The following is a 24972-nucleotide window of genomic DNA, read 5'->3' as shown; positions in this document are numbered from 1 at the left end:
GCAGTGCATACCGGCTTAAAGTATTAATTCAGATAATTATATTTTTTTGGCTCTGAATACTATTGGTACAATTATTTTTATTGGTTTGTTTATATTTTTGATTTCTATTTGAATCTTAATACGATAGCTTATACTAATGAATTTTCCGTTTGAATCAAAATAGAAATCGCTTACCATTGGAAGAAATTGATATTCGAATTGATCTGAGTTATTTATAAAAAAATTATTTCTATCAGATAATGAAGCAGCTATATTCTTTACAGCAGCGTCTAACTCAGGTTTATATTTACTATCAGGATATGCTTTGTATAACCTTTCTTTTAATATCGTAGAAATATTCAGGTTATCAAGATATGTAGTATTATGTTTCAAACTTGCAATATTATCTGTATTCAGCTTGAGCTGATATTTTGCCTTTAGCCTTTTGCCGTACTTGTCAACATTTACCTTTTTGAAAGCATTGGGATTAATTGCTGCATAACTGTCATAAATATTTACTTTTTTGAAGACACCTCGATCGGCGGCGTAGCTATCAGATGTATAATCGGGTAAATTTTTTAATAAATCTGATACAGAGATATCAGATATGGTTTCCTGTGAAATTGGTGGTTGAATATCCTTGTTATTTATCATCCGTTTATTGTCAGGTATGGTATCTGATGCATGAGTAGATGATTTTGTATCTAGTGAGTTTTCAATTATATGGCTACATGAAGTAACTATTTCTACAACTGCGAATATTAAAAAACATTTTTTAAATTTCAGCCACATAGAAATTCCTTTAAATTAAAAAGAATTCTGACAATTAATAAAACATATTATCATTATTTATATAAATTTTGCTTATATAATTTATTATTATATTTAAGATCAACAGTAATTAGTCTTATATCATGGATAGCATTGTTCATATCAAATGTATTGATTCCTTATGAGGTATTTTTAATAGATAAGGAGTGTTTAATAAAATATTATCTTATTTTGAATAGAAAACTAATTTAAGATAAATTTGTACTCACTTAATCAGTTAGATTTATTTCATAAAGATTTAAGATTAAGTCATAAGAAATTTTAGCAGCTGATACAATGATTGTATTCATAAAATTTTTTTGTTTATTTTATTATTCAATTTTAGAGTAAAAGTAATTGCGTAGTCGGGCAAGCATATCCAGATCTGCTGTTAAAGCACTACAATCTGCATAGCCATATTGCTGTAATAGCAGCGGATTTATCCAATTCAGACGATTATCCAAGCGTTTACAAAGTTCTGTTTCTAAACAGGTGTTGGTAAATTTTTCACTATTTTGCCATACATAGTTAATCAGTTCCTTGTCTGTAAAATATAGTAAAGTTATTTTATTGTTAATCATTGCTATGTCTCTCATATAACAGCGCTTATAAGATTATATTCTTTACTGTTCATAACTTTTTTCTTATTTTTTTCCTTGTTTGATTTCCTCATGTTTCTCTTTATTAAATACAGACTATCACATTTTTTTCAGATGATTAAAAGAACCTGATACTGATAAAGTTAGTCAAAAAATTGACCTGCATGATAATCAATAATTAATCAATGTTTCTCCTTTGTAGACCTGCTTATGTATTTTGGCAAATATACTATTTCATCATGCTTTTATTAATAAATAAATTAATATTTTTATGTATTTATTTAAATTTTTATTTATGTCTTTAATCAAAATATGTTAAGTGTATTAATTTTATTCAAATCTATTTTTATTATGTTCTCAGTACTTATAGCTGTTGGTTTTAGCCAGAAATGGTTATATCGATTGGTTCCCAATCATCACTATTTTTACAAGATAACCAACTAAGAGATGTGTCACCGATGTTGTACTCATTTTCTTCAGTTGTAGAAATAACTACTCCATGGCTTTCAGAAAAAAACAAAACAATAAATCCATATTCCGGATCTCTGCGAGCTACCGGATATGTAATTCTCTCGCTTGAAGGTTTGACAATTTCCAACATAATTAGCTCCTTGAAAATATGATTAAGTGGTAATAATAAAAATTTGCTATTACCTAGTTCTAAAAACTGAAACATACTTATATGCGACAAATATGCTGTAGTTTTTAAACTCACTTTAATTCTGTTTTGGCTAAACTCTATTTAGAAAAATAATTAACAAATAAAAAATATACGAAAGTTATTTAAACTAAGTTTATGAAAAAAAGTAATTAGTTCCGTCATAAATTTCTTCCTTTTTAAAGTTTTGTTTAATGTTAAAGCCATTGGTTTCTTAACTTTTTCCATGTGTATATATTACAATTGTAATTAAATATTTGCAATCATTTTTGTGATAATTTAAGTGTAAATATTATAATTATTTGATTATTATATGTATTAAAGATTAATTTTGTGATTGAATGACGTAAAAAAAACCGCTATTGGATAGCGGTATGAATTTAGACTTTTAACCTCCTCGCCAGACCATCTTACCAAGCACTTTGAATTGATCATATGTTTCCTGTGTAACATGCATAGTTTCATAGTCACGATGATAGCTAATAATATCTATACCATTTTCTGTGTTGCGTAATTCTTTTATATATAATCTGTTTTTATAGATTATTGCATATACACCGCCATCTACAATTTCCAGATCATTTATGTTTAACAAAATTGTATCCATGTCATAAAGTAATGGCTCCATAGATTCGCCACGGACATACATTGCTTTAAGAGATGACTCATCAAGCCCCTTTCTTTGTAACCAGCTTTCTCTGAAAAGCAATTTGTCATGAGTATCACGAACTATCCAGGTTGCGTTACCCATACCTGCAGATAAACTAATATCATAATATGGAATCTTCACATATGCCCCAATACTGTTACTAATATATTTGTCAGAATAACTACCAATTTCAGAGGATGACGGAACAACGCTTAAGTCCTTTACACCGTTTAATAAGTAATTCGGTGTGGTATCAAGAACCTCTGCAAGTTCTATGATTTTTTTTGTGCTTTTATTTCTACCTGTTTCAATTTGAGCTATTGTACTTTGTGGAACGCCTGCCATTTTTGCTAATTTAGCTTGTGAAAGATTTTTACCCTCACGAAGCTTAGCCAGACGTTCGCCGAATGTGGTCATGGATCACTTTCTGAATAAAAGTCAAAATTTATCACATTTGTGATAATGCTTCAATAGCTTAATTTTATTATTTATTTAATATAATTGTATATAAAGATTTGTTTACAATTAATCAAAAATAAACGGTTGAACTATGTCTTACATTGTTATAAAATATTGGTTTTATTATAATTTTATAAAATTTTTATTAAAAACAGTAACAACTATGCTATATGCTACTATTAATATTTAGAGCGATATATTAATCAGTAGAGTAGTAAGAGTTAATCAGAGCTAGTATGGTCATAGTTACCAATAAAAAGCGCTGCACTAATTTGCTATAAATAATTCAATTCTTAAATGATAATGGTTCATCTATTTTGTTATAAAAATAATATTTTGATTTTAAATATTTATTATAAGATTAAAATTTATTAACACATAATAAAACGGAATTAATTTTATGCATTATGCTGAATTATATTAAACTAATTTGTAGAAAATATGAATTGATATGAATAAAATTCATTTTAACTAATCTTGATTTTTTCAGAATGATAGGGGATAATTCCCCTAATTCCAAAATATCTAAGCAAGTAATAAATATTTTTTTATGTTTATTTAATGCTATAAGTATTCATAAACTAGCAATAAACAAGTCAAATTCTTAGACATATATTTTAAATTTTTCTATGACAACCCCGCAAATATAAAAATTATCAGACATTTTTATAATCGGGTAGCGATTATTAAGTGGTTTCAAATAATGATAGCTACCCTCACTGATATACTGTTTAAACATGGCCTCGTTGTCATTTTCACGCACAATAACAAAACAGCCATTTTTTACAGAATGCTCTGGATCAACAATAATTCTGTCGCCTGCGGTAAATTCAGGTTCCATGCTGTCACCTTTAATTTCAAGTGCAAATGCATGATTGCCGGGTTTGCGTAGTGTCGGTACCCAGATAATATTGCTTTCTGTTAAAGCATTTTTGTCCAGCTGTTTGGTAGCATCTATCCATGATAGTAAAGGCACTTTATAACCATTAAACAAAATTTCGTTAGTTTCAAATGAACCAATACCAAAATGCTCAGGTTGAACAACATCGGCAAAATATGAAACCAGCTTGTCAATATGTGTTTTATCTACACGACCAGTCTGGATCCAACTCGTTACTGAAGGTGGCTTGATTCCAAATGCACGAGCTACGTCCGCTTTGCGGACGCCTTTGAGTTCAATCGCCGACTTAATAGCCTCACCTAATTTTTTACCAGTATACATAATTAACCCTTAGTTTTTACCTAATCTTATTTAGTGGTTTCATAATTAGGCAATGATTTGCATTTTATTAGTTATTGACTTATTATTATGACAATTTTGATAGATAATTACGGTTTTTATTAATCATAATCAATTTTATGTAAGGCATAAGCAAAGATTTATTTATTAAATTATATGATAATACAAATGCATAATCTAATTTATAAGGAATATTTATAATATAAAAAAGGAATCAAATGATTTTGCAAAAAAAAATTTTAACCAATATTTAATCTGAGTATATATTTTAAATACTAATGCCTAATTAAAAATATATAATAGATTAAAACATTTATTATAAAATTTAATTAATTAGCATATTTATTAAATTAAGGTATATCTATGAAAGACTATAAATTTGAAGTAGATCTGGCGGAAAATGTATTGCGTGCTTATGAATATTGCATGAGAGATACAATCAAAAAAGGACATTGCCGAAGTATAGAGTGGAAATATCAGGCACAGACATCTGAAAAAAATGTTCAGCAGACACTTTATCCTACTTATCAGCCAGAAGTGTATGATATGGTAAAAGCATCTATGAGAAATCTGTTTTACAAGAATTGTGAAGCTTTTGCTTTATTATCCAGTAAGTACTGTAAATTAAGTCCCTTATATAAACGCCAGAATCAAAATACAATCAAACGTAATCAGCGTAGACGTTATTCCAGTAAGGACTGGAATGAGTCAATTGAACAAAGTTTGTGGCTTTTTTGGCAAGAAATGAAAACACAACCAGATTTTGAAAAATATTTTCGGTTTTCTTCTTGACAATTATATTACAAAGATTATAATACATTTATATTTTATAGGTATGCTTAACCTTAAACAGCTGATGATTAAAGTTCCCGAAAGGGAGCTTTTTTGCGTCTTGAGATAGTGTTTTTCACTTCCTTTTACTATTAAGATAAATTTTATATTTCATTATTGAATGAGTAAAATTAAAGCAGGTTTATAGCTCAGTTTATATTTTAATTTTAAATTATTATTTAATTAATCATTTTTGTATTCAATTTTAATTTTACATTTATATATTAATAAATTGAAATTAAATATTTTTAAATAGATTAAATTCCTGTATTTTAGAGTGTATGGTATATAAATGTTGAAATTTTCAATTTATTAGTAAATTATAAAAATTTACTTGTTAATATTTTTAGAATCTTATATTTATATATTAAGTCAAATGCACATTTCTGGCACTCGACTTAATATCTGATGAAAGCATTTATTATTGATATTGAGGTTGTAATTAAAGAGTTTATAAAAAGCCTCCTCTGTAAATGATTTGGCCGATTAATTCGATATCTTTTAATGTTACAGTTTCATCTGGATATTCATAGGAATTATAGCTTTTAATACGTATTTGCTGTTCAGGTAGGTTTTGCAGAATTTTGATTCTGAATAAATTACCTTGATTAAAAGCATAGATTTTTCCATCTATTAATTTTTTCTGCGAAGTATCAACTATGAGTTTATCTCCATCATTTAAAAGATTTTGCATTGAATTACCACTCATGATGACATAGAACAGATTATCCATATGAAATTTATGGGCAGTTATATCAGTTTTTAAAATAGTAATATGAGTATTCTCTGAATTTGCAGTTTGTTGAAATAAAGGTGGTATAGTTAAATAACTATTTTGATTATCTTTAGAAGGCGCTAATGATTCAATATTGTGAAAATCAAGTATTTTCATAATTTTATTCATTGTATCTACCCTGGGTATAACTTTGCCCAGCTCATATCTGGATATTAAAGACGGGGTAATACAGGCTTTTTGAGCCAGTTCTTTTTGGGAAAGTCCCGCAGCCAGTCTGGCATTTTTTAGTTGATTAGCAAATTTCATAATATAAGCATAATTGATTAATAGTGGAAAAATGATAATGAATGATAAAATATGGCACTAAAAGACCATAAAGTGCTTGTAATTATCTTTTATAAATTTTAATATAGCCATATATGGTTATTTTGATAACCAATTAAGGTTATATTACCTTAAACTTACATAGAGTTAAAACAGCTATTCAACTTATTATATAGCTTTTGTAAATATATTTTATTAAGTATTGGTTAATTTGTATAAGGTTAAAATTGAATAAATTAAATTTAGATACATAGAATTTATTTTTAAAAAGGAAAATACCTCAAAGGCTGCCACCTATGAGGTATTAGATAAACAAAACCCAAGACTAATTTAAGGAGTTTTGAATGGATAATAATATCACATTTGTTTCTTTTCATGGGAGTAGTTTGGCCACTGTCAAGGTCAAAAATACTATTTACGTTTGCATGAAATCCGTGGTGCAGGGGATTGGACTGGATTGGTCAACCCAGCATCGTAAATTAAAAGGCTGCTATCAAAAATATGGTTGTGGATTTTTATCTATACCAATCAAAAGCGGCACAAAAAAAATTCTGGTTATTCCGTTAAAAAAACTGACAAACTGGTTGCAAAGCATTAATCCGAAAAAAGTAAAAGACAGTTTGAAGGAATTGGTTGGGGTGTATCAGAATGAGTGTTCTCAAGCCATTCATTCACATTGGCGTAAATCAAGAGTAGCTAAAAAGCGTGGCCGACCTGGATTAGTTAAAGAGAATGGCGCTTCCGGATTGTTGCCGGCACAGATTACCATGATTAAGACTTTGCACAAACAGCTGGTAATGTCTGTAGAGCCTGAAAAACAGACTGAACTGGCTATGACATTATGGCAGGCTGTACGCACACGTTATGGTGTCAGCTATGAAAAAGTTCCGTCATCTAAATTTATTGATGTAATTTGCCTTTTAAGCCGGGTCGCTGTTAAAAAAGTTAATTTTAACAGTAAGGAAGTTACAAAAAATTGTTCAGACGAAATTTTTGTTTCGGTACAAAGTCTGGTAAATTTATATGAATCATTTGTTTGTTCTCAGAAAATGCGTTTGATGTATGAACATTTATTACCTGCTTTCCGTATTCTGGGTAGTAAATATGAATCTCAAATTCATGAATTTGGCTATGGTATGGATAGCATTTTTAATAAATGTCATAAAGCTTTCTTACCTTTATTCGAAAAAATACCGGATTCTCCTGCCAAGGAATCAGCACGGGAATACCTGGCTAAATTGATGTAAACATTCAGGCTGAAGAAGTATTTTAATTTTCACTGAGTTTTAGCCATGCTTTATAAAATTAAAGGTATGGCTAATTTGTTAAAGATATTTCGCAATATTACAAACGATTTAAATCAGGATTATGAATATAAAATATAGTTTTATATTATTAAATTGTATTTTAAATTTCATAAAAGATTAAAAATATATTGGAAGATATTTATTTATATTTATGATTATAAATAGATATTTATAAACTATTGGTATTAAAGCCGGCTTTCAGCCGGTTTTTTGTTTTTGAGGATTTGATGGAAGATTTATGAAAAATGTGGAATTGGTATTTCAATTACTTTATTCACTGTTAGATTTAAGATTTTTACCAGATAAATTACAAAGATGGTTGTTTGATACAGGTACAAGAGTGATTACTGTTACCAGTGCGCTGGTTATGATAGGTTTTGCTGGTATATTTATTTTGGGTGGCAGCGAAGTTTTTCATCTGAAACTGTATAAAGGTTTTTTGCTATTGCATCCTTTAACTCTGTCTGTGTTACTGATAGGTGTGGCTTTAACACAGCTGGTTATTGCAATATTTAAGTCTAATCGGTGCAGTGTATTGTCTGGATATTTGCTGATTTTTTCAGCACTAATATGGGCTGTAATTTCAGCTACTTTCTGGGCCTCTTATCCACCATTAACAACTGGAATGACAACTTATCCTGTGCTGGCTGTGGTATGTGCTCTGGCGGGGAGAAATTTGATCAACTACGCTAAACGGATTGAAGATTCTAAATATAAAGGACGATAAAGTATGGAGTTTTTAAAAGATGCTTTTTCCGTCTGTATTTTATTTGCGCTGGTAGGTGGGCTGGCTGGTTCTTTACTGGTTACAGATTACAAACGCTATGGTTGGTTTATGACAATTTTATTTGTCTTGTTGGGAATGATTTTTGCTGCGGCAATAACTGATTATTTTTTTCCACAGAATCATCCATGGCTTTTTGCCGGAGTTGGTGTATTTGCAGGAATGTCAACTACATCGTTTCTTGATGCATTTAAAGCTGCTGCACCGAAACTGGCACAACGCATAATGAATATTGTTAGTAAAAAAGCAGAAGAGTTTGTTGGTAATGATAAATCAACAAAAGAATAAATATAAATCAAGCAGCCTTTGGGCTGCTTTTTTTGAGTGATAAATATGTATAAATTAAGTAACCGATCCTTACAGCGTTTGTATGGAGTCAATTGTAGCCTGACCAACGTGGTAAAGCGGGCTATACAGATAACAAATCAGGATTTTATGGTAACTGAAGGGGTGCGTTCGCGTGAGCAATGCTGTATTAATTATGGTAAGGGGCGAACCGCACAACAATGCAGCCAGAAAGGAATACCGGTAAAATATGCTCAGCCAAATTTAAGTAAGGTGACCTGGTTAAATAATCCTTATGCCAGTAAGCATGTTACAGGCAAAGCTGTGGATCTGGTTCCATATCCTGTTGACTGGACTGATTTGAACAAATTCCGAATTATTGCGCTGGCAATGAAGCAAGCGGCTGCTGAACTTGGAGTGAAGATAATCTGGGGCGGAGACTGGAAAACCAGTAAGGATTATCCTCATTTTGAAATTTTATAAATATTTTTATAATTATAGCGAAAACTTATCTGATTTAATTAATTTTTTTGCTTTTTTAAATCTAAAAAGATCAAATTAAATCAGTTGATTAAAGTCTTTTGTATATAAAAATAATTATAAAACAATATATTTTTCTGGTAACAGTAAGTCTATTTTTGTTTAATAATATAATTTTGCTTATTAGTTTATTGGATAAAAGTCTAACAAAATTAGTTATATAATTTATTTTGTTAATATTACCAATAATAATTTTTAATTAATTAAAAATTATTATTGACTAAATCATAAAATATGTTATAATTATTAAAAATTAACAGGTATGCTTAACCTTAAACAGCTGATTGCACAAGTTCCCGCAAGGGAGCTTTTTTGCATTTTAAAGAAATAAAATTTTATGTGTATAATTTTTGACAGATTGTAATATACAGATATTTAGAAATAAGAAAGAATTTGAAATAAAAATAGAAAGACTGGTGGAGGCGGGGGGAATCGAACCCCCGTCCGAAAGTCCTCTACAGAGCGATCTACATACTTAGTCTTGCCAACTTCGAATCTTATTCACAAACCGCCGACAGACAGGCTGTTTGTAAACCAGTTGCCATAAATCTTGTTTAATGTCAGACAACACGACATTAAACCAGCCAATGTAAATGTCGTTGCGGTGAGTTGCCTCACACGGCCCATTGGCGAACCGCTGCAACGTTTAGCCTTAAGCGGCTAAAGCGTAAGTTTCGTCGTTTGCGACTATATAAATTCAGTGTTTAACGGGAATCTGAGACCCCGGTATGCACGCATCTGCTTTGCAACCCCCGTCGAAACCAAGGTCGCCCCCAGATGGTCTGGCAATTATACTTTTTTTTGGTGATTTTGCATAGTTATCTATGATATCGGTTCTTTTCCCAGAAAAATAATCTTCACTTCCGAAGAAAATGATAAATTATTATCAATTGATGAGTTTAAAGAGCATGGAATTTGAGTTTGAGAATCACATGCATGAATGTGTTGCTATGGTAAAATATTTTGCAAAAGCACCTCATACTTCTATTTGGAAAAAAGGCGCTAGAGTCAAAGGGTACACTAGTATTAAACTTGGTACTGCTATAGCAACATTTAATAGTAACGGTAAATTTAAAGGTCATGCTGCAATTTATATTAGTCAAACAGCTACCGCTATTAATGTTTATGATTAATGGAATAGCGTACCTTTACATACTCGCCCGATCGAATTTAGTGGCTGGGGCTATCCTTCTAATGACGGGGATCAATTTTATATTATTGAATAAACAAAAAATGCGATATTATTTTCAGTCTATTTTCTTGGACTAGTTTCATTTAATTGCTTTGCCTAGCCTCCTGTTGTAGCCTGCCCGTCATCTTTTTCTGACGGACATGATGTTCATAAACTTATTGATGTCATGGTATATGATGGTCCAGTATGTATGGATGTATCATTAGTACCTGAGTATAAAAAAATAAAGAAATATGGGATTTAGATACATTAAGGGAACCTTCATTAGTTTGTACGTATGAGAATACCCTTCATTACGTTGTTCTTAATGCGAAGGAAGCAACTTATTGTGAAAAAACAAAGTTACCAGTACAGGTAAAATGTATGCCATAGCCATTTAGTGCAAACAGTTAACTTATATCGTAAGTTATTTGCCAGCTTTTTATAAAGTTACGGTACTGGCAATCTGATAATGCCAATTGATAGGATGAGTCAGGCTTATAAGAAAATAAAAAAATCTATGATTTGTTTATTATTTCAGCTGCGGTAAGGCTAGCAGTAATTACTGTATACATCAGCTAATTTTTCTTTATTTTGATTGATATACAATTTAATGAATAGTTATTGATGACCGGTTATTAATCCATTTTGAAAATATGTGCTGTTACAGAAATAAGGATTATTAAGAAGAAACTGATTGCGATAGAAGTAATAAATTATCAGTAATAAGGTCATTGTTTTATAATTTGCATTATTTTGTCTGCAATGAGTGCTGTTATGTATGATGTCAATACTAATGATGTACGTCATTTTTTTGCGGATGTATGGCGTAAACGTCAGCAGCCGCAGTTGCTGGATGCGTTGCAACAAAAAGCGTTAAGAATTATTGCTGCACACACTGAATATGCATCTTATCTGGAAAATATCGAGCAGTATTTAACCCGGGTATGGCGGCCTGAAGAAGGAGAAACTAATCCGTTTCTGCATTTATCTTTACATTTGTCTGTACAGGAGCAGGTAGCGATAGATCAGCCTTTCGGGATTGCTGCTATTCATCAGCGTTTGTGTCAGCAATATGCAGGCGACTGGGTGAAAGCGGAACACGATATGATAGAAGTTCTGGCTGAAACTTTATGGCTGGCGCAACGGTATGGTCAGGGGTTGGATGTTAATGATTATATGACACGTTTACGCAGTCTGGTCGGATTGGGGCAGGAAGAGGAGGCACGTTTAAACCCTCATGAAGTCGGAAAAATTTCTGATATACAAGCATGAATTGCTCAGACTTTGATTATGGTTTATTGTTTTGTACATTTGTATCAGTTACCCATATTGTTGCAATGGGATTGATACGGGTATTTATTTTCAATAATCTTAAATCAGGGGATGAATATGTCTTTCTGGGCAAGTAATGCAAATGCTTTGCTGCTATTATTGTTTGTGGCTTTGGGTATTATCGGGCATAACCCTTCTGTAACCATTTCTGCACTGATTATTTTGCTGGTGCAGCAAACGCCTTTGCTTAAATATGCGCCTGTACTGGAAAAATACGGTGTGCAACTGGGTATTATGTTACTTATGATAGGGGTACTGGCTCCTTTAATTACTGGTAAGGTTCAGCCCGCACAAATTGCAGCTTTGGTAACCAGTTGGAAAACCATGGCTGCGGTAGTGGTAGGTATAGTGGTGGCATGGTTGGGGGGACGCGGTGTTCATTTGATGCAGGTTAATCCGACCATTGTCACTGGTTTAATGATTGGCACCATTATTGGTGTGGCTTTTTTACGCGGAGTACCGGTCGGACCTCTGATTGCGGCAGGATTGTTATCGCTGATTTTATAGTAGCCGGATTGCGAAGTTCTTGCCAGAAAGATACGCTCTCGTTATAATGCGCGCAATTCCATTCTCACGGAGAGGTGGATGAGTGGTTGAAGTCGCACGCCTGGAAAGCGTGTATACGTGAATAGCGTATCGAGGGTTCGAATCCCTTCCTCTCCGCCAAATTATGATTAAAAGCTGCGAATGCAGCTTTTTTTATAGCCGTTATTTAAAATGCTTTTGTCATTTTAATGTTTATACTTTTTTGTATATTCATATTCTGAATGTCATCTTTGTTAAAGATGACAATTTGATTTTGTAAATATTTTATTGATTTTTTGCTGGCAGGTTTAAGCTGTAAACTGTTTAGTCGCAATATTTATTTCCCTCACAATTTTGATTGTGAGGTTTTTTTTGTGCCTGCCGGAATGTATGGAGAGTACTGGATGAATTTAACCCGTTCTGTTTTAAATGATGTGCAGACACATCTTCAGCATGCATTGCCGAAATATTCAGTACAACTGATGCCTAATAGTTTAAAGAATTATCAGTTTGTTCATTCGCTGGGTACGGTCTTAATCGGTTATCAGCGCAGTAAATTTAAAAAGCCGCGCAGTACGGATCTGATTGTACAGGAGAGGCATTTGCAATTGCGTTTTATTGTTTTTGCACGTGCTTTGGATGGAGAAAACGGTGTTCTGGATTTACTCGATTCTTTACGTCTGGCATTAGTGGGATTCCAGCCTGAACATTGCCAGCAAATCCGATTGTTGAGTGAGCGCTTTCTGGGTGAGGCCGAAGGGGTCTGGCAATACCGGTTACGCGCTCGCACCGAGACACTTCAGGTGGAGCAGCGTCCGGTGATTAATCAGCAAAATTTGGTCAAGTCTATACCAACTCGTGGTGAGATTAAGGCCAGAGCTATTTCACATTCTGTAATTTCGAAGGAGTAAAAATCATCATGGCAGCAGCCTATTTGCATGGTGTTGAAACAATTCGTATTGATGGTGGCAGCAGCCCTGTCTATACCGTAGACGGGGCAATTACTGCAATTGTCGGTACTGGTATGTCTGGTCCGGTTAATGAGTTAACTGTATGTCAGACTGTTAAAGATTTCAGTCAGTTCGGTTTGCTGACTGGTGCAGGTTTCACTTTACCTGATGCGGCCAATATCTGGACTCGTTATCAGTCTGGTGTTGCTTATGTGGTGAATGTACTGGATCCGGATAAACATAAAACGGTCGTTGATTCTGAGTTACTGGTTATTGACGGTGATACGCTGACTGCGAAAACAGCACATCCGGCTGTACAGGCAGGTTATACAGTTCTGGCTGGTAATCAGACATTATCAGAGGGTACTGACTATACTTTGAATAATGAAACAGGTGAGCTGACTTTTGTTCAAATGCGTTCAGATGTATCTATTAGTTATACTTATCTTGATCCAAGTAAGGTAACTTCAAAGGATATTATCGGCGGTTACGAGGCAGCTACCGGTAAACGCAAAGGGATGGAACTGCTTACGGAAGGTTTTACCCGGCTGGGAGCAGATGCAAAAATTATTATTGTGCCTCAGTTTGATGCGGAAGCGACTGTGGCGGCAGCAATGGTTACTCTGGCTGATAAGCTTGAGGCTATTGCCTATATTGCTGCGCCGAAAGGAACAACGCTTACTCAGGCTGTTCAGGGGCGCGGTTCACTCGGTAATATTAATTTCCAGACGTCTTCGGATCGGGCGCAATTATTTTATCCCTATGTTACCGGTACCAGTGGTGAGCTGGAAAGTCTGGCTACTCATGCGGCCGGTTTACGGATGCGAACTGATGTTGAACAGGGTTATTGGTTCAGTATTTCCAATCGTGAACTGTCCGGTGTAACGGGTATGGAGGTTTCGCTGACTGCACGTATTGATGATCCGCAGGCAGAAACCAATCGTCTGAATGAAAAGGGTATTACGACGGTATTTAACAGTTATGGTACTGGTTTCCGCTTATGGGGTAACCGTCTGGCCTGTTTCCCGACAGTAACACATATTAAAAACTTTGAAACTGCACAGCGTACAGGTGATTTGATTAATGAATCAATTCGCCGTGCTCAATTACAGTATATTGATTTGCCGATTGATGATGCGCTGATTGACAGCCTTCTGGGTACGGTGCGCACCTATCTGGGTACGCTGAAGAGTATTGTTGGTTTTAGTGTCAGCCTGGATTATGACTATGATCTGGCTGATGCTTTCAGTAAAGGGCAGGTACCAATTAAGTATGACTATACGCCTAAACTGCCTGCAGAACGTATCACTAATACCAGTGTGATGACCCGTACTTATCTGGCTAATTTGATTAGTAACCAGTCTGCCGCTTAGGAAACAGTTATGACAGAATTTAATGCAATTTATAATGCCAATGTTTATGTTAATGGTAATAGTCAGTTAGGCCGTGCCAGTCAGTTTAAATTACCGGATATTTCTGTTGGTCAGACAGAAACTAAAGGTCTGGGTCTGGTGGGCTCAGTAAAACTGCCTAGCGGGATTGAGGCACTTGAAGGGGAAATCACCTGGAATAGCTTCTATCCGGATGTGTTTACAAAAGTATATAACCCTTTCAAAGCTTGTCAGCTAATGGTTCGGGCTAATGTGCAGGCATTTAATGCTTCCGGACTTGCAGCTGAGGTTCCGATGGTTGTGACGGTAATGGCAACTTTCAGCAAAAATCCGTTGGGAACTTATAAACCGAAAGAAAAAGCTGAATTCGCCAGTACTTTTCAGGCTACTGAAATTCATCAGACAGTAGCTGGTCGTGAAGTGTTGTATTACAACGCATTTACCAATCAGTACCGGGTGAATGGTGTGGATATGCTGGCGCAGATGCGTGCAAATATTGGTATGTAATTTTTATTTGTATTAATGTATTTGAATGCTCACTCTGATTACCGGAGTGAGCTTTTTTATGGTTGAAGTATTTTTATATGCTGAATTGATTCAGTAATTATTGATTAATCGAGGAATAAATATGGCACAAACTGAAGCGCAAAATCTGCAAGAACAATTGGGTACAGGCAAAGTAATTAAACTGGCGGAACCACTGCAAACACCAAGTGGTGCGATAACGGAGCTGACATTGCGCCGGGTACGGGTTAAAGATTTTAAACGTGCTGCAGAACAGTATCCTGATAATGCAGTATTACAGGAAGCTCAGTGTCTGGCTATGGCATCTGGTCTGCAAAGTGAAGATTTTGATGAGTTGTCATGGGAGGACTACACGCAGGTGCGTCAGTTTTGTCTGGGTACTCACTGATTGGGATAGTTTTTATCAGGCAGCTGCGGATTTAGCGTGGTGGTTTGGTTTTTCTCCGGCAGATATTGATGAAATGTCTCTGGAGGAAATTTTGCAATGGCAGCAACAGGCTAACCGGCAGATTAAAGCCAAATACAGCAAACTATAACTGGTTGCTGTCTGAAGTAACTGTGCTGTTAACTTGTTGTAAGCTTATAAGCGTGGTTATGAAGCGATAATAAGTTGACAGTCACAGTAATCGAAACAACAAATAATATAAATAAGTAGATTCCAATACAGTTTAGGTAATTGGAGAAAAATATATTGGTGCCGTTATGGATAATGGATTCGTTTCTGATTTTGGTGAGGTGCACCGTTCTGTAAAGGCTTTTGGCTTTGCTATCAGTACAGCGACCCGGCATGTTGAGGAGATGGGGAAAGCTTTACAAGGTTTACATGGACAAATTCGCTCTATTGATAGTTTTTCAGCAGCGACGGCTAAAGCGGGTAATGCTCAGGATAAATTAACTCAGGCAATTGAAAGACAAAATAAGGTTCTGGAGCAGCGCACTAAAATCGGTAGTGAATTAAGCAAAACTAAGAGCACGCTGCAAGCTTTGATGAAACCAGCTGAAAAGTCTGTAAAAATTTATATGGAGCGCGAAACATCTGAAACCGGGCTGAAGCAGGCTATGATGCAAAATGATGGCAGATCAGGCGGATTTGATCAGATTAATGCCCGAACAGCACAGCTAAGCCTTGAGCAGCGGGGAAATAAAAATGATTTTACCAGTCTTGCCACTAATATGAAGATGGCTAATATGTCTGATGATTCGCTACTGCAGGGAGGTATGAAGTCAATAGCCAGTTTTAATGCATTATTCGGTAAAAAAATTGAGGATATTTCTGTTGCCAAAGGGCTGATGCAGACTTATAAGCTGAAAGATACTGAATTATCAGCCGGTCTGGACGCTGTACAGAAAATGGCTTATTCGACCGGAATGAGTTTGGAAGATATAGAAAAATTTCAAAGTGCAATGGCCTCTCCTCTGCAAAGGCTTCATCTGACCGGTTTACAGAACCAGCAAAAAATATATGCTTTAGAAGGTATGGCAATACAAGGCGGTATCAGTAAAGCTGTGGCCGCAGATGGGATGGAAGAATTTCTGAATAAGCTGGCGCAGGGACCTAAAGCTATGCATCTGGCTACGTCAGCTATGAATGCGGAAATGCGCCAGATGATGCAGAAATCCGGTGTAAAGTTTGATTTATTTAATAAAGACGGTTCACTTAAAGACATGCGTGTGGTTATTAGTGAGCTGGAAACGAACTTTAAAGCTGTTAAAACTAAGTATGGTGAACGCGCTGCACTGAATATGATGGATGCTGTGTTTGGCGGGAAGGGCGGACAAGTTGCTTCAGCCGCTGCTAAAGGTGGCCATACCGGTTATCAGGCCATGCAAACTAAAATAAATCAGCAGCCTTCTCTTGATCAGCGAGCAGAACTGCAGACAAATACGCTGGCTGTCAGTATGGAAAATCTGCAAGATTCGGTTGCTGAAGTCGGGAATGCTTTTGGTGCTATTCTGGCACCGGAGATTAATACTTTCGCTCAGGTGGCTAAAGATGTGCTGCTTAATACTGTATTGCCTTTTATTCAGAAACATCCGACACTGATTAAATCTGTAGTGGCTTTTGGTATTGGAATGGCAGGCTTACGGATGGTATTACTGACTGTTCGTTATGCGATTACTATGGTTACCGGTCCGCTGGCTGTTCTGCGTACTATTTTTGCCCGTTTTCAGGTGGCACGTGAGCTTAAGCAAAGTGGTTCTGTATTTAAGCGTCTTCGAACTGCAATTTCCTCAGTAGGAAAATCTGCAGGTTCATTGCGTCAGAAACTGATGTCTTTTGGCAGTAAGCTGTCCGGCATTGGAAAAAAGTTTGCTGTTTTTAGTAAAGGTCGCGCTGCATTAGGTTTATTGCAAAAAGCATTTGGTGCAATTGGTCGTGCAGTAATGGCTCCCATCAGAAAAATTGTGCAGTCTTTTGGTCTGATTTCTAAGGCGGTGAGACCTCTGTTTTCGGTTTTTTCGAATTTGGGGAAGGGGTTTAGTGTTTTAGGTAAAGGCAGGTTTGTACTTAATTTGCTGCGTCAGGGAATTATGGCAGTAGGCCGGGCTTTCTTGATGTCACCGATAGGCTGGGTTGCGCTGGCCATTGGTATGGCCGCCTTGTTGATTTATAAATATTGGCAGCCAATCAAGAAATTCTTTATTGGTTTATGGGATACGGTTAAGACCAAATTTGAAGCCGGTATGAATTTTTTCAGAGAATTACCTGCTAAATTCAGTGAATTCGGGCGCAATATTATTGATGGTCTGGTCCGAAGCTTTACTGAAGGTATCAGTAAAGCTGTTAATGCTGTAGGTGAGTTTGCCAGTAAAATTATTAATAAGGCTAAATCAGTATTGGGTATTAATTCCCCCAGCCGGGTATTTAAAAGTATCGGCAGCTCGCTGATGGAGGGAATGCATCTGGGAGTTGATCTCGGGGCGGATAAACCTGTTTCGGCGATAGGTCAGGTAGCTGAGCGTTTACAGCAGAAATTTAAAGCCGGTTCTGGAAAGCTGACTGCACAGTTAAATGAAAAAATGCAGCTAAATGCAGTAGAGTTTTCACAGAACCGTTATCCGGCCGGACATGATTCAGGTGCTGTGACCATTAATTTTAATCCAACAATTCAGGTTAATGGTAATGCTGACCGTTCAGTCATTCAGCAGGCGCTTGCACTGAGCCAGCGTGAATTTGAACAGATGTACCGGCGCATGATGCAGGCAAAAGAGTTGAGGAGTTACTGATGTATGCAATGCTAGGGGATATTCGCTTTGAAGTGCTGGATAGTTTCACCAGTTATGAAGAAACGCACAGTGCTGTTTTTGCCAAACATGATGTACTGGCCGGGCGACCGCGCCTGCAGGCTACCGGTAATGATTTGACTACGATACGTTTTGGTATGCTGCTGCATTGGAAACTGGCTAATCCGGATAGTGCCTATAATGCGCTGATTAGTGCTAAAGAAGCACAGCAGGCGCTGGCGCTGGTGTTCGGTTCCGGGCGGTTTGCGGGCTGGTTTGTGATACAGCAATTAAGCAGTACAACTCTGATCCAGGATGCTAAAGGGCGTACGGCGGCGCGCGAAATTAGCGTTGAATTGCTTGAATTTGTTGGTGATCCTAATAATCCGTTACCAACACCGGGAATCATGACCGGACAGAATCCGCTGCTTGCTCTTTTACCGGAGTCGGTTAAAGGCGCGGTTAATAAAGTTTCCGCAGCGGTTCAGACTGGTGTGCGTATTTATCATTCTGTTGAACAGAATATTACTGATATTCAGAACCTGATTACGCGCGCGCGTACTGTTCAGCATAATACTGCCGGCTGGATGGGGTTGATTGCAGATGTATTGTCTATAGGTGGTCAGACTCTGGATAAACTGAATACTTTACCTGAGATTGGTGCATGGTTCGGAAATCTGGCCGGTGCAGCAGATTTTCTGTCTTACACGGGTCAGGCAGCCTGTCAGCTGCAAACATGTATTAATTTAATACAAACCGGTTACGATAGCGGAGAGTGGGGCGACTGGCTGAATACCAGTGAACAAGTGTTAGCAACGGTAGAAGACAGTATTGGAAATGCGACTGCAGGTACCCAGTCATTGACGGCATGGCTGGCAGCAAGAAAAGATGAGGTCTGATTATGGTTGATTCAGTCTTGCAATATCAGACCAGTGAAGGAGATCGCTGGGATTTGATTGCACATAAATACTATGGTGATGCCACGATGATTGACAGGCTGATTGCGGCCAACCCGCATTTAGCGCTGGCTGAACAATTTACGGCAAATCTGACTGTACTGATTCCAGTTATCCGGTCTGATACTCATGCTGCTCAGGAGGATATGCCACCATGGATGCGGTAAATATGCTAAAAGGATTATCCGGCTTAAGCAAAACACATCCGGTTACTATGCCGGATTTTATTATCGGATATGAAAAAAAAGACATTACATTAGCAATTAAACCTTATCTTATCAGCATTAGTTATACGGATTATCTGGGCGAACAATCAGATGAGCTGTCTGTGTCGTTTGAAGATACAGATGGCAGATGGTTGCGTAACTGGTATCCTGAACAGGGTGATTTGCTGTCATTTTCTCTCGGTGATCAGTTTACCGGTCTGGTGAATCTTGGTAATTTTGAGATTGCGGATATCGATTATGCATTTAAACCAAATGTGATTACTCTGAAAGCACTTTCAACTGGAATTACTTCGGCCAGCCGGACTTTACAGCCTAAGGCGTATGAAAAAACCACTCTGGAAAAAATTGTACAGACAGTAGCTGCACGATTACAACTGGTGGTTAAAAATCCGATTGCCAAGCTGGAAATTGAACGTATCACACAGTATCAGGAAAGTGATGTTGAATTTCTGGCGCGACTAGCAAAACAGTTTGGCTATACTTTTAAAATTGTTGATAAGACTCTGGCTTTTATTGCTAATACGGAATTAACTGCACAGGAACCGGTACTGGAGTTGCTGCCAGAAGATATTGAGTCAGCCAGTTTTCGCGATCAGATCAAAGGCGTTCCTAATGAAGTGGTTGCTTCGGGCTACGACCCTAAGGCTAAACAAGTACGTACGGTTAAGCGTAAAGGACAGCCGTTACGCCCGCAAAGTAAACAGGGTGCAAGCGGTGACCAGCTGAAAATTGTGGCTAATAAAGGGGAATCACAGCAGCAATTAGCTGCACGTGCAGATGCTGCATTGGCCGATGCACGCAAATGTCAGGTAACCGGCAGTCTGGATCTTTTTGGTAATGTCAAGCTGGTAGCCGGTCAGATTATTCGTCTGAGGGGTTATGGCAAAATGTCGGGAAATTACCAGATTAAGCAGGCAAGCCATAATTTGAGCCGCAGTTCAGGTTATGTAACGTCTTTGGAAATAAATATGATTGAATATATTGCTGATGACGCAGATGGTGATACGCATGCAGAAACTGTATGAATTTGGTGCGACTTTACAGTTTGGTATTGTTGAATCCATAGATGCCGGACGGCATATGCTTAAAGTCAGTTTACCGGCATTAGAAAATATTCAGACTGACTGGCTGCCAATGCTGACTGCTGCTGCAGGCGGAAACAGTTTTTATTCACTGCCTGACAGAGGAGAGCTGGTCGCCTGTATTCTGGATGCACGGGGAGAAAATGGTGTGGTTTTGGGTGCCTTATACAATCAGACAGATAGTACACCGGTAAATAATAATAATGTCTGGATGAAAAAATTCAGCAATGGTACGGTGATCAGCCATAATCGCAATAGTGGTGAAGTATGTGTTCAGACTGGTGGAGCAGTAATTGTAGAAGCAGATACGGTACTGGTTAAAGCAGGTGATATTACTCTTGATGCACCTACTACTACTGCTACCGGCAGCTTACTGGTACAGGGGCAACTGACCTATCAGGGCGGAATGGCCGGTTCCGGCGGTGGTGGTACGGCAGCCTCAATAACCGGCACAATTAAGGTTGAAAACGGAGATGTGGTAGCCGATGGTAAAAGTCTTAAGAGTCATACTCATCCTGATCTGACTTCAGGTGGAAATACGGGCAAACCAAACTGATAATCAGCGAAACGCTCTGCTAATTCTTATTTTTTATATCCCTGTTCATTCTGACAGGGATTTTTTATTTTTGGAAAACCGCTATGACCATAACACCGCGTACCCGCCACTGGCAGCTAGCGCCACTGGATAGTGGCTGCGATATTGTTACCGGTATTGATGATATTAATCAATGTATTTTGAATATTTTAATAACCCGTAAAGGGACAGATGTAACCCGGCCGACTTTTGGTTCAGACCATCTGGACTATCTGGATACACCAGAAGATGTCTTTATTCCGGGAGTAACGCGTGAAGTGATTCTCGCTATTCAAACCTGGGAAAAGCGTGTGGTAGTGGAGCAGGTCTCTTTTACTGGTCACGCACCTGAACTGACGATAACTGTTCATTGGCGGATCGCAGAAGAGGTAGCCGGTGAAATTTATCAAACAAATATTGGGTTGGTATAAAAATGACAGATTTAACTAAGCTTTCACGAACAGATGTAAAAATAGTTGAGGACGATCTGGCAACGATTCTGGCCGATACCATAAATGATTATCAGAATCGTACGGGCAAAACACTACAGCCGGCGCATATTGAACGCTTACTGATTAATACTTACGCCTATCGTGAGGCATTAACCCGTCAACAGATAAATGAAGCCTACAGGCAGCAGCATGTTCGTTTTGCTACCGGCCTGATGCTGGATTTATGTGGTGATGATGTTAACACTCCGCGATTACAGGCCCAGCCGGCACAAACAACACTGCGCTTTCAGGCTGTACTAAAAGGTAAAGAGCAGATTGTGATCCCGAAAGAAACCAGAGTTACAGTGGATTCGCTGATATTTACTACTACAGCAGCAGGTATGCTTACCGCAACCACTCCCAGCATTGAGCTCAATGCTGTCTGTCAGGCAACGGGAATCATAGGAAATGGCTGGTCACCAGGCCAGATAAACACTTTAGCTGATCATTTGACCGATATTACTGAAATTAAGGTCAGCAATGTCACGACATCAAGTGGCGGAGTAGATGTTGAAAGCGATGATGCTTATCGGGTACGTATTCTGCTTGCTCCTGAATCATTTTCAGTTGCCGGACCTGTAGGAGCCTATGAATATTTTGCCAGACAAGTTAGTCAGGACATCATTGATGTTTTTGTAACCAATGATACTGATAAACAAGGTAAACCCTTGGGAGGTGTTGTTGCAGTGAATTTGCTTACAAAAACCGGCTTGCCTTCAGCAGAACTAGTTAATCAGGTTCAGTCAGCTTTGTCTGATGAGCGGGTACGCCCACTATGTGATCAGGTGATTGTACGGGCTCCGAAAACGTTTACTTATCAGGTAAATGCAATATTAACTTTGTATATAGGCACTGACGCAAGAGCTGTACTTGCAGCAGTTCGAGCTGCCTGGCAGCAATATCAGATTAGTCAGGAGCAACGACTCGGAGTAGATGTAGTCCCGTTAGTTATACAGTCATTATTAAAAGTTGATGGTGTTTATAACGTTGCTACACCGGATTTAGTGCTGACTAAGGTTGCTGCTGATACATGGGCACACTGTACTGATCTGATCCTGAGCATAGCTGAGGAGGCAGTGGATGGCTAAGCTGACCTATGCAGCAGTAATTGAGCGTGATCAGCGGATGCGGGCACTGGCTGCTCTGGGATTACGTCTTGATTTGGTGTCTACACCACAGCTTATGCCTCGGCTAGTAGAACTGGTATTGACCGATCATCTTGAACTTCTGGCTGAAAGCCATTGTATTCTCGGAGTAAACGGATACTGGCTGGCAGAAAGCGATCAAGCTAAAAGGCAATTGATTAAAGGTGCATACGAGCTTCACCGTAACAAGGGAACACCCTGGTCGTTACGGGAGATTGTCCGCCGCCTTGGCTTTGGTGAAATAACGATTATTGAAGGGCTCAATCACCAGCGGCACAACGGTAATATTCAGCGCGATGGTATCTATGTACACGGACATAATAGTTACTGGGCGCATTACCGTATTTTACTGAATCACCCGATTACCAATCAACAGGCAGCTTTATTACGTCAAACTCTGGCTGCTTTTGCTCCGGCACGCTGTGTGCTTTCCAGTCTCGATTATACTGCTGTACCACTACAGCATAACGGAAAGGCACAGCGGGATGGCTCATTTAACAAAGGAACTGCTTAATGGCAAATTTAAAAGAATCTTCGTTCTGGGAAGAAGGTATTTATCAATGGGAAACATCCGATCCGGTATTGGGTGGTGAAAATGGTATCGATAATGTACCGACACGACAGTTAGCCAATCGAACCAAATGGCTCAAAGACAATAAACTGGATAAATCAGCTACCGCTGCCAGCGCAGATTTGGCTAAAAAAGCACAGGTAGCTGACAAACTTAGCAAAGCCAGAAATGTGGGTGGGGTCGCATTTGATGGTTCAGCGGATATTGATTTACCCGGAGTAAATAAGCCCGGAAATCAGAATACTTCCGGAAATGCGGCTACAGCCTCGTATGCAGCTCAGATAGCCGCCAGAAAAATTGGTGGTGTTATATTTAATGCCAAAACAGATATAAATTTACCGGGTGTCAATATTAAGGGTAATCAGGATACATCTGGTAATGCAGCTACTGCAACTAAATTGCAGGCGGCCTGTAAAATTGGTGATGTGCAATTTGATGGTACAGCGGATATTGATTTACCCGGAGTAAATAAACCCGGTAATCAGAATACATCCGGTAACGCAGCTACTGCCTCATACGCAGCTCAGATAGCTGCCAGAAAAATTGGTGGAGTTATATTTAATGCCAAAACAGATATAGATTTACCGGGTGTCAATATTAAAGGTAATCAAGATACATCTGGTAATGCTAATACAGCTTCCAGATTACTTAATGCCATTAAAATTGGTGGTATTAACTTTGATGGTTCTACTAATATAAATTTGCCGGGAGTAAACATAGCAGGAAATCAAAATACAAGCGGTAATGCTGCATCGGCGACAGTTTTAAAAAATTCGCGTCAGATTATTTTAAATGGAGATGTTTCAGGTAGTTGCTGGTTTAATGGAGATGGTAACGCTATTATTTCAACACGTCAGGTTAATTCACTGGGTGTTAATCAGAATTGGTCGGATGTTACAGGGGCACGTGGATATTCTATAACTTATACAAATCAGACTTCATCGCCAATTGCAGTAGCCATTAGTTTTTATCATATAAACAATAGATCAGCTGAACTAATTGTCAATGGTGTATTACTAGGTGAAGTAAATACAAGTAATGAAGATTCGCAACGTAAGCCAATATTTGGCATTGTACCGCCCGGACATAGTTATTGCCTTAATGGTAATTTGCCAGTCAGAGTGTGGGCAGAATTGAGAAGAGGTTAAAATGAAATATTATTTAAATAGTAATGATAAAATGGTTTATGCCTTTGATTCAGAAGAATTAGCAAATAAATGGTTCGAACAATTGCTTGAAGGAAATGAGGCATTCAGGATAATGACAGATAAAGAAATATCCAGACACCTTCAACCAGAAAAATACATGACAAAAAGTGAAAAATTATTGAGAAAGCGTAAAGATGCCATTTGTCTTGCTCGTCATCAGTTTTTGACTATGGCTGAGTTATCATTTGATAAAAATAAAGATGCTTTAATCTTAGTAACCGAAAAAAATTTTGAAGGTAAATCATTAATTAAGCTGCGCAATTACTTACAGGAAAGCCAGTCTTTCAGTTTGGTTTCTGAGGAGTTATGGAATCTTTTAACTAATATTTTAAAAATTGATCCTGATAAGTTATTTAATTCATGGGAAGAAGCTCAGGAATTTTAAATAGATTATT

At 37.3% G+C, this 24972-nt stretch carries 29 protein-coding genes, 1 tRNA gene and 1 other RNA gene; 24 read left to right on the top strand and 7 right to left on the bottom strand.

Going from position 1 to position 24972, the window contains the following annotated elements:
* Positions 1-36: 36 nt before the first annotated feature.
* The 5 genes from H3U73_RS04900 to H3U73_RS04880 all read right to left on the bottom strand — a co-directional run bounded on the left by H3U73_RS04900 (position 37) and on the right by H3U73_RS04880 (position 4376).
* Positions 37-771: a hypothetical protein gene (locus H3U73_RS04900; protein WP_198190141.1), complete on the bottom strand. Its 735-nt coding sequence runs from the start codon at positions 769-771 to the stop codon at positions 37-39.
* Between the two features lie 350 nt (positions 772-1121).
* Positions 1122-1385: a hypothetical protein gene (locus H3U73_RS04895; RefSeq protein ID WP_198190140.1), complete on the bottom strand. Its 264-nt coding sequence runs from the start codon at positions 1383-1385 to the stop codon at positions 1122-1124.
* A gap of 382 nt (positions 1386-1767) precedes the next feature.
* Positions 1768-1989 carry a hypothetical protein gene (locus tag H3U73_RS04890; RefSeq protein ID WP_078474571.1) on the bottom strand — a complete coding sequence of 74 codons (222 nt, stop codon included), beginning with the start codon at positions 1987-1989 and terminating at the stop codon, positions 1768-1770.
* 445 nt (positions 1990-2434) lie between these two features.
* Positions 2435-3112: a S24 family peptidase gene (locus tag H3U73_RS04885; protein WP_198190139.1), complete on the bottom strand. Its 678-nt coding sequence runs from the start codon at positions 3110-3112 to the stop codon at positions 2435-2437.
* Positions 3113-3758: 646 nt separating this feature from the next.
* Positions 3759-4376: a LexA family transcriptional regulator gene (locus H3U73_RS04880; RefSeq protein ID WP_198190138.1), complete on the bottom strand. Its 618-nt coding sequence runs from the start codon at positions 4374-4376 to the stop codon at positions 3759-3761.
* A 381-nt stretch (positions 4377-4757) separates the two neighbouring features.
* Between H3U73_RS04880 and H3U73_RS04875 the strand changes: the two genes are divergently transcribed.
* The gene (locus tag H3U73_RS04875) at positions 4758-5186 is read left to right on the top strand and encodes a hypothetical protein (RefSeq protein ID WP_198190137.1); all 429 of its coding nucleotides are present in this window, start codon (positions 4758-4760) and stop codon (positions 5184-5186) included.
* A gap of 490 nt (positions 5187-5676) precedes the next feature.
* Here H3U73_RS04875 and H3U73_RS04870 read toward each other — a convergent pair whose 3' ends face one another.
* Positions 5677-6267 carry a LexA family transcriptional regulator gene (locus tag H3U73_RS04870; protein ID WP_198190136.1) on the bottom strand — a complete coding sequence of 197 codons (591 nt, stop codon included), beginning with the start codon at positions 6265-6267 and terminating at the stop codon, positions 5677-5679.
* A 362-nt stretch (positions 6268-6629) separates the two neighbouring features.
* Here H3U73_RS04870 and H3U73_RS04865 point away from each other — a divergent pair, with 362 nt between their 5' ends.
* From H3U73_RS04865 to H3U73_RS04850, 4 genes are all read left to right on the top strand, one after another.
* On the top strand, positions 6630-7532 hold the full coding sequence (locus tag H3U73_RS04865; protein ID WP_084549712.1) for a phage antirepressor N-terminal domain-containing protein: 903 nt from the start codon (positions 6630-6632) through the stop codon (positions 7530-7532).
* Between the two features lie 298 nt (positions 7533-7830).
* Positions 7831-8319: a hypothetical protein gene (locus tag H3U73_RS04860; protein WP_078474179.1), complete on the top strand. Its 489-nt coding sequence runs from the start codon at positions 7831-7833 to the stop codon at positions 8317-8319.
* A 3-nt stretch (positions 8320-8322) separates the two neighbouring features.
* Complete coding sequence (locus H3U73_RS04855; protein WP_084549714.1) at positions 8323-8664, top strand: hypothetical protein; 342 nt, start codon at positions 8323-8325, stop codon at positions 8662-8664.
* 45 nt (positions 8665-8709) lie between these two features.
* Positions 8710-9144, top strand: coding sequence for a M15 family metallopeptidase (locus H3U73_RS04850; protein ID WP_198190135.1), 435 nt, complete (start codon positions 8710-8712; stop codon positions 9142-9144).
* Positions 9145-9615: 471 nt separating this feature from the next.
* Here H3U73_RS04850 and ssrA read toward each other — a convergent pair.
* Positions 9616-9976: a transfer-messenger RNA gene (ssrA, locus tag H3U73_RS04845) on the bottom strand.
* 133 nt (positions 9977-10109) lie between these two features.
* Here ssrA and H3U73_RS04840 point away from each other — a divergent pair.
* From H3U73_RS04840 to H3U73_RS04750, 19 genes are all read left to right on the top strand, one after another.
* Positions 10110-10334 carry a BPSL0067 family protein gene (locus tag H3U73_RS04840; RefSeq protein ID WP_198190134.1) on the top strand — a complete coding sequence of 75 codons (225 nt, stop codon included), beginning with the start codon at positions 10110-10112 and terminating at the stop codon, positions 10332-10334.
* Between the two features lie 815 nt (positions 10335-11149).
* Complete coding sequence (locus H3U73_RS04835) at positions 11150-11647, top strand: DUF1841 family protein (RefSeq protein ID WP_198190133.1); 498 nt, start codon at positions 11150-11152, stop codon at positions 11645-11647.
* Positions 11648-11758: 111 nt separating this feature from the next.
* Positions 11759-12214 (top strand): DUF441 domain-containing protein, encoded by a 456-nt coding sequence (locus H3U73_RS04830; protein WP_037475441.1) that lies wholly within the window; start codon positions 11759-11761, stop codon positions 12212-12214.
* Between the two features lie 68 nt (positions 12215-12282).
* Positions 12283-12373 (top strand) — tRNA-Ser (locus H3U73_RS04825).
* A gap of 263 nt (positions 12374-12636) precedes the next feature.
* On the top strand, positions 12637-13143 hold the full coding sequence (locus H3U73_RS04820; RefSeq protein ID WP_172397401.1) for a Gp37 family protein: 507 nt from the start codon (positions 12637-12639) through the stop codon (positions 13141-13143).
* Between the two features lie 8 nt (positions 13144-13151).
* Positions 13152-14555, top strand: coding sequence for a phage tail sheath subtilisin-like domain-containing protein (locus tag H3U73_RS04815; RefSeq protein ID WP_198190132.1), 1404 nt, complete (start codon positions 13152-13154; stop codon positions 14553-14555).
* 9 nt (positions 14556-14564) lie between these two features.
* Positions 14565-15080 (top strand): phage major tail tube protein, encoded by a 516-nt coding sequence (locus H3U73_RS04810; protein WP_025330545.1) that lies wholly within the window; start codon positions 14565-14567, stop codon positions 15078-15080.
* Positions 15081-15201: 121 nt separating this feature from the next.
* Positions 15202-15486 (top strand): phage tail assembly protein, encoded by a 285-nt coding sequence (locus H3U73_RS04805; protein WP_025330546.1) that lies wholly within the window; start codon positions 15202-15204, stop codon positions 15484-15486.
* Positions 15428-15634 carry a GpE family phage tail protein gene (locus tag H3U73_RS04800; RefSeq protein WP_080690445.1) on the top strand — a complete coding sequence of 69 codons (207 nt, stop codon included), beginning with the start codon at positions 15428-15430 and terminating at the stop codon, positions 15632-15634. Before H3U73_RS04805 ends, H3U73_RS04800 begins: the two co-directional genes overlap by 59 nt.
* A 166-nt stretch (positions 15635-15800) precedes the next feature.
* Entirely contained in the window at positions 15801-18326 is a 2526-nt protein-coding gene (locus H3U73_RS04795; protein ID WP_198190131.1) for a phage tail tape measure protein, read from the top strand.
* Positions 18326-19222: a phage tail protein gene (locus H3U73_RS04790; RefSeq protein ID WP_084551593.1), complete on the top strand. Its 897-nt coding sequence runs from the start codon at positions 18326-18328 to the stop codon at positions 19220-19222. Before H3U73_RS04795 ends, H3U73_RS04790 begins: the two co-directional genes overlap by 1 nt.
* Positions 19223-19224: 2 nt before the next feature.
* Positions 19225-19446, top strand: coding sequence for a tail protein X (locus H3U73_RS04785; protein ID WP_025330549.1), 222 nt, complete (start codon positions 19225-19227; stop codon positions 19444-19446).
* Positions 19434-20531, top strand: a complete 1098-nt coding sequence (locus H3U73_RS04780) for a phage late control D family protein (protein ID WP_084551592.1) — start codon at positions 19434-19436, stop codon at positions 20529-20531. Before H3U73_RS04785 ends, H3U73_RS04780 begins: the two co-directional genes overlap by 13 nt.
* Positions 20515-21144, top strand: coding sequence for a phage baseplate assembly protein V (locus H3U73_RS04775; RefSeq protein ID WP_084551591.1), 630 nt, complete (start codon positions 20515-20517; stop codon positions 21142-21144). The genes H3U73_RS04780 and H3U73_RS04775 overlap by 17 nt, the downstream gene beginning before the upstream one ends.
* 83 nt (positions 21145-21227) lie before the next feature.
* Positions 21228-21593: a GPW/gp25 family protein gene (locus H3U73_RS04770; protein ID WP_084551590.1), complete on the top strand. Its 366-nt coding sequence runs from the start codon at positions 21228-21230 to the stop codon at positions 21591-21593.
* A gap of 2 nt (positions 21594-21595) precedes the next feature.
* On the top strand, positions 21596-22741 hold the full coding sequence (locus tag H3U73_RS04765) for a baseplate J/gp47 family protein (protein ID WP_198190130.1): 1146 nt from the start codon (positions 21596-21598) through the stop codon (positions 22739-22741).
* Entirely contained in the window at positions 22734-23312 is a 579-nt protein-coding gene (locus tag H3U73_RS04760; protein WP_084551588.1) for a phage tail protein, read from the top strand. The genes H3U73_RS04765 and H3U73_RS04760 overlap by 8 nt, the downstream gene beginning before the upstream one ends.
* Entirely contained in the window at positions 23312-24517 is a 1206-nt protein-coding gene (locus H3U73_RS04755; RefSeq protein WP_144363217.1) for a hypothetical protein, read from the top strand. Before H3U73_RS04760 ends, H3U73_RS04755 begins: the two co-directional genes overlap by 1 nt.
* Position 24518: 1 nt before the next feature.
* Positions 24519-24962 carry a hypothetical protein gene (locus H3U73_RS04750; RefSeq protein WP_025330556.1) on the top strand — a complete coding sequence of 148 codons (444 nt, stop codon included), beginning with the start codon at positions 24519-24521 and terminating at the stop codon, positions 24960-24962.
* Positions 24963-24972 lie beyond the last annotated feature (10 nt).

It is taken from the genome of Snodgrassella sp. W8124, from assembly GCF_016100875.1.
In the GTDB taxonomy this organism is placed as follows: Bacteria; Pseudomonadota; Gammaproteobacteria; order Burkholderiales; family Neisseriaceae; genus Snodgrassella; species Snodgrassella alvi.
Note: the sequence above shows the minus strand (reverse complement) of the source record. Positions and strands in the feature narration are given on the sequence as shown.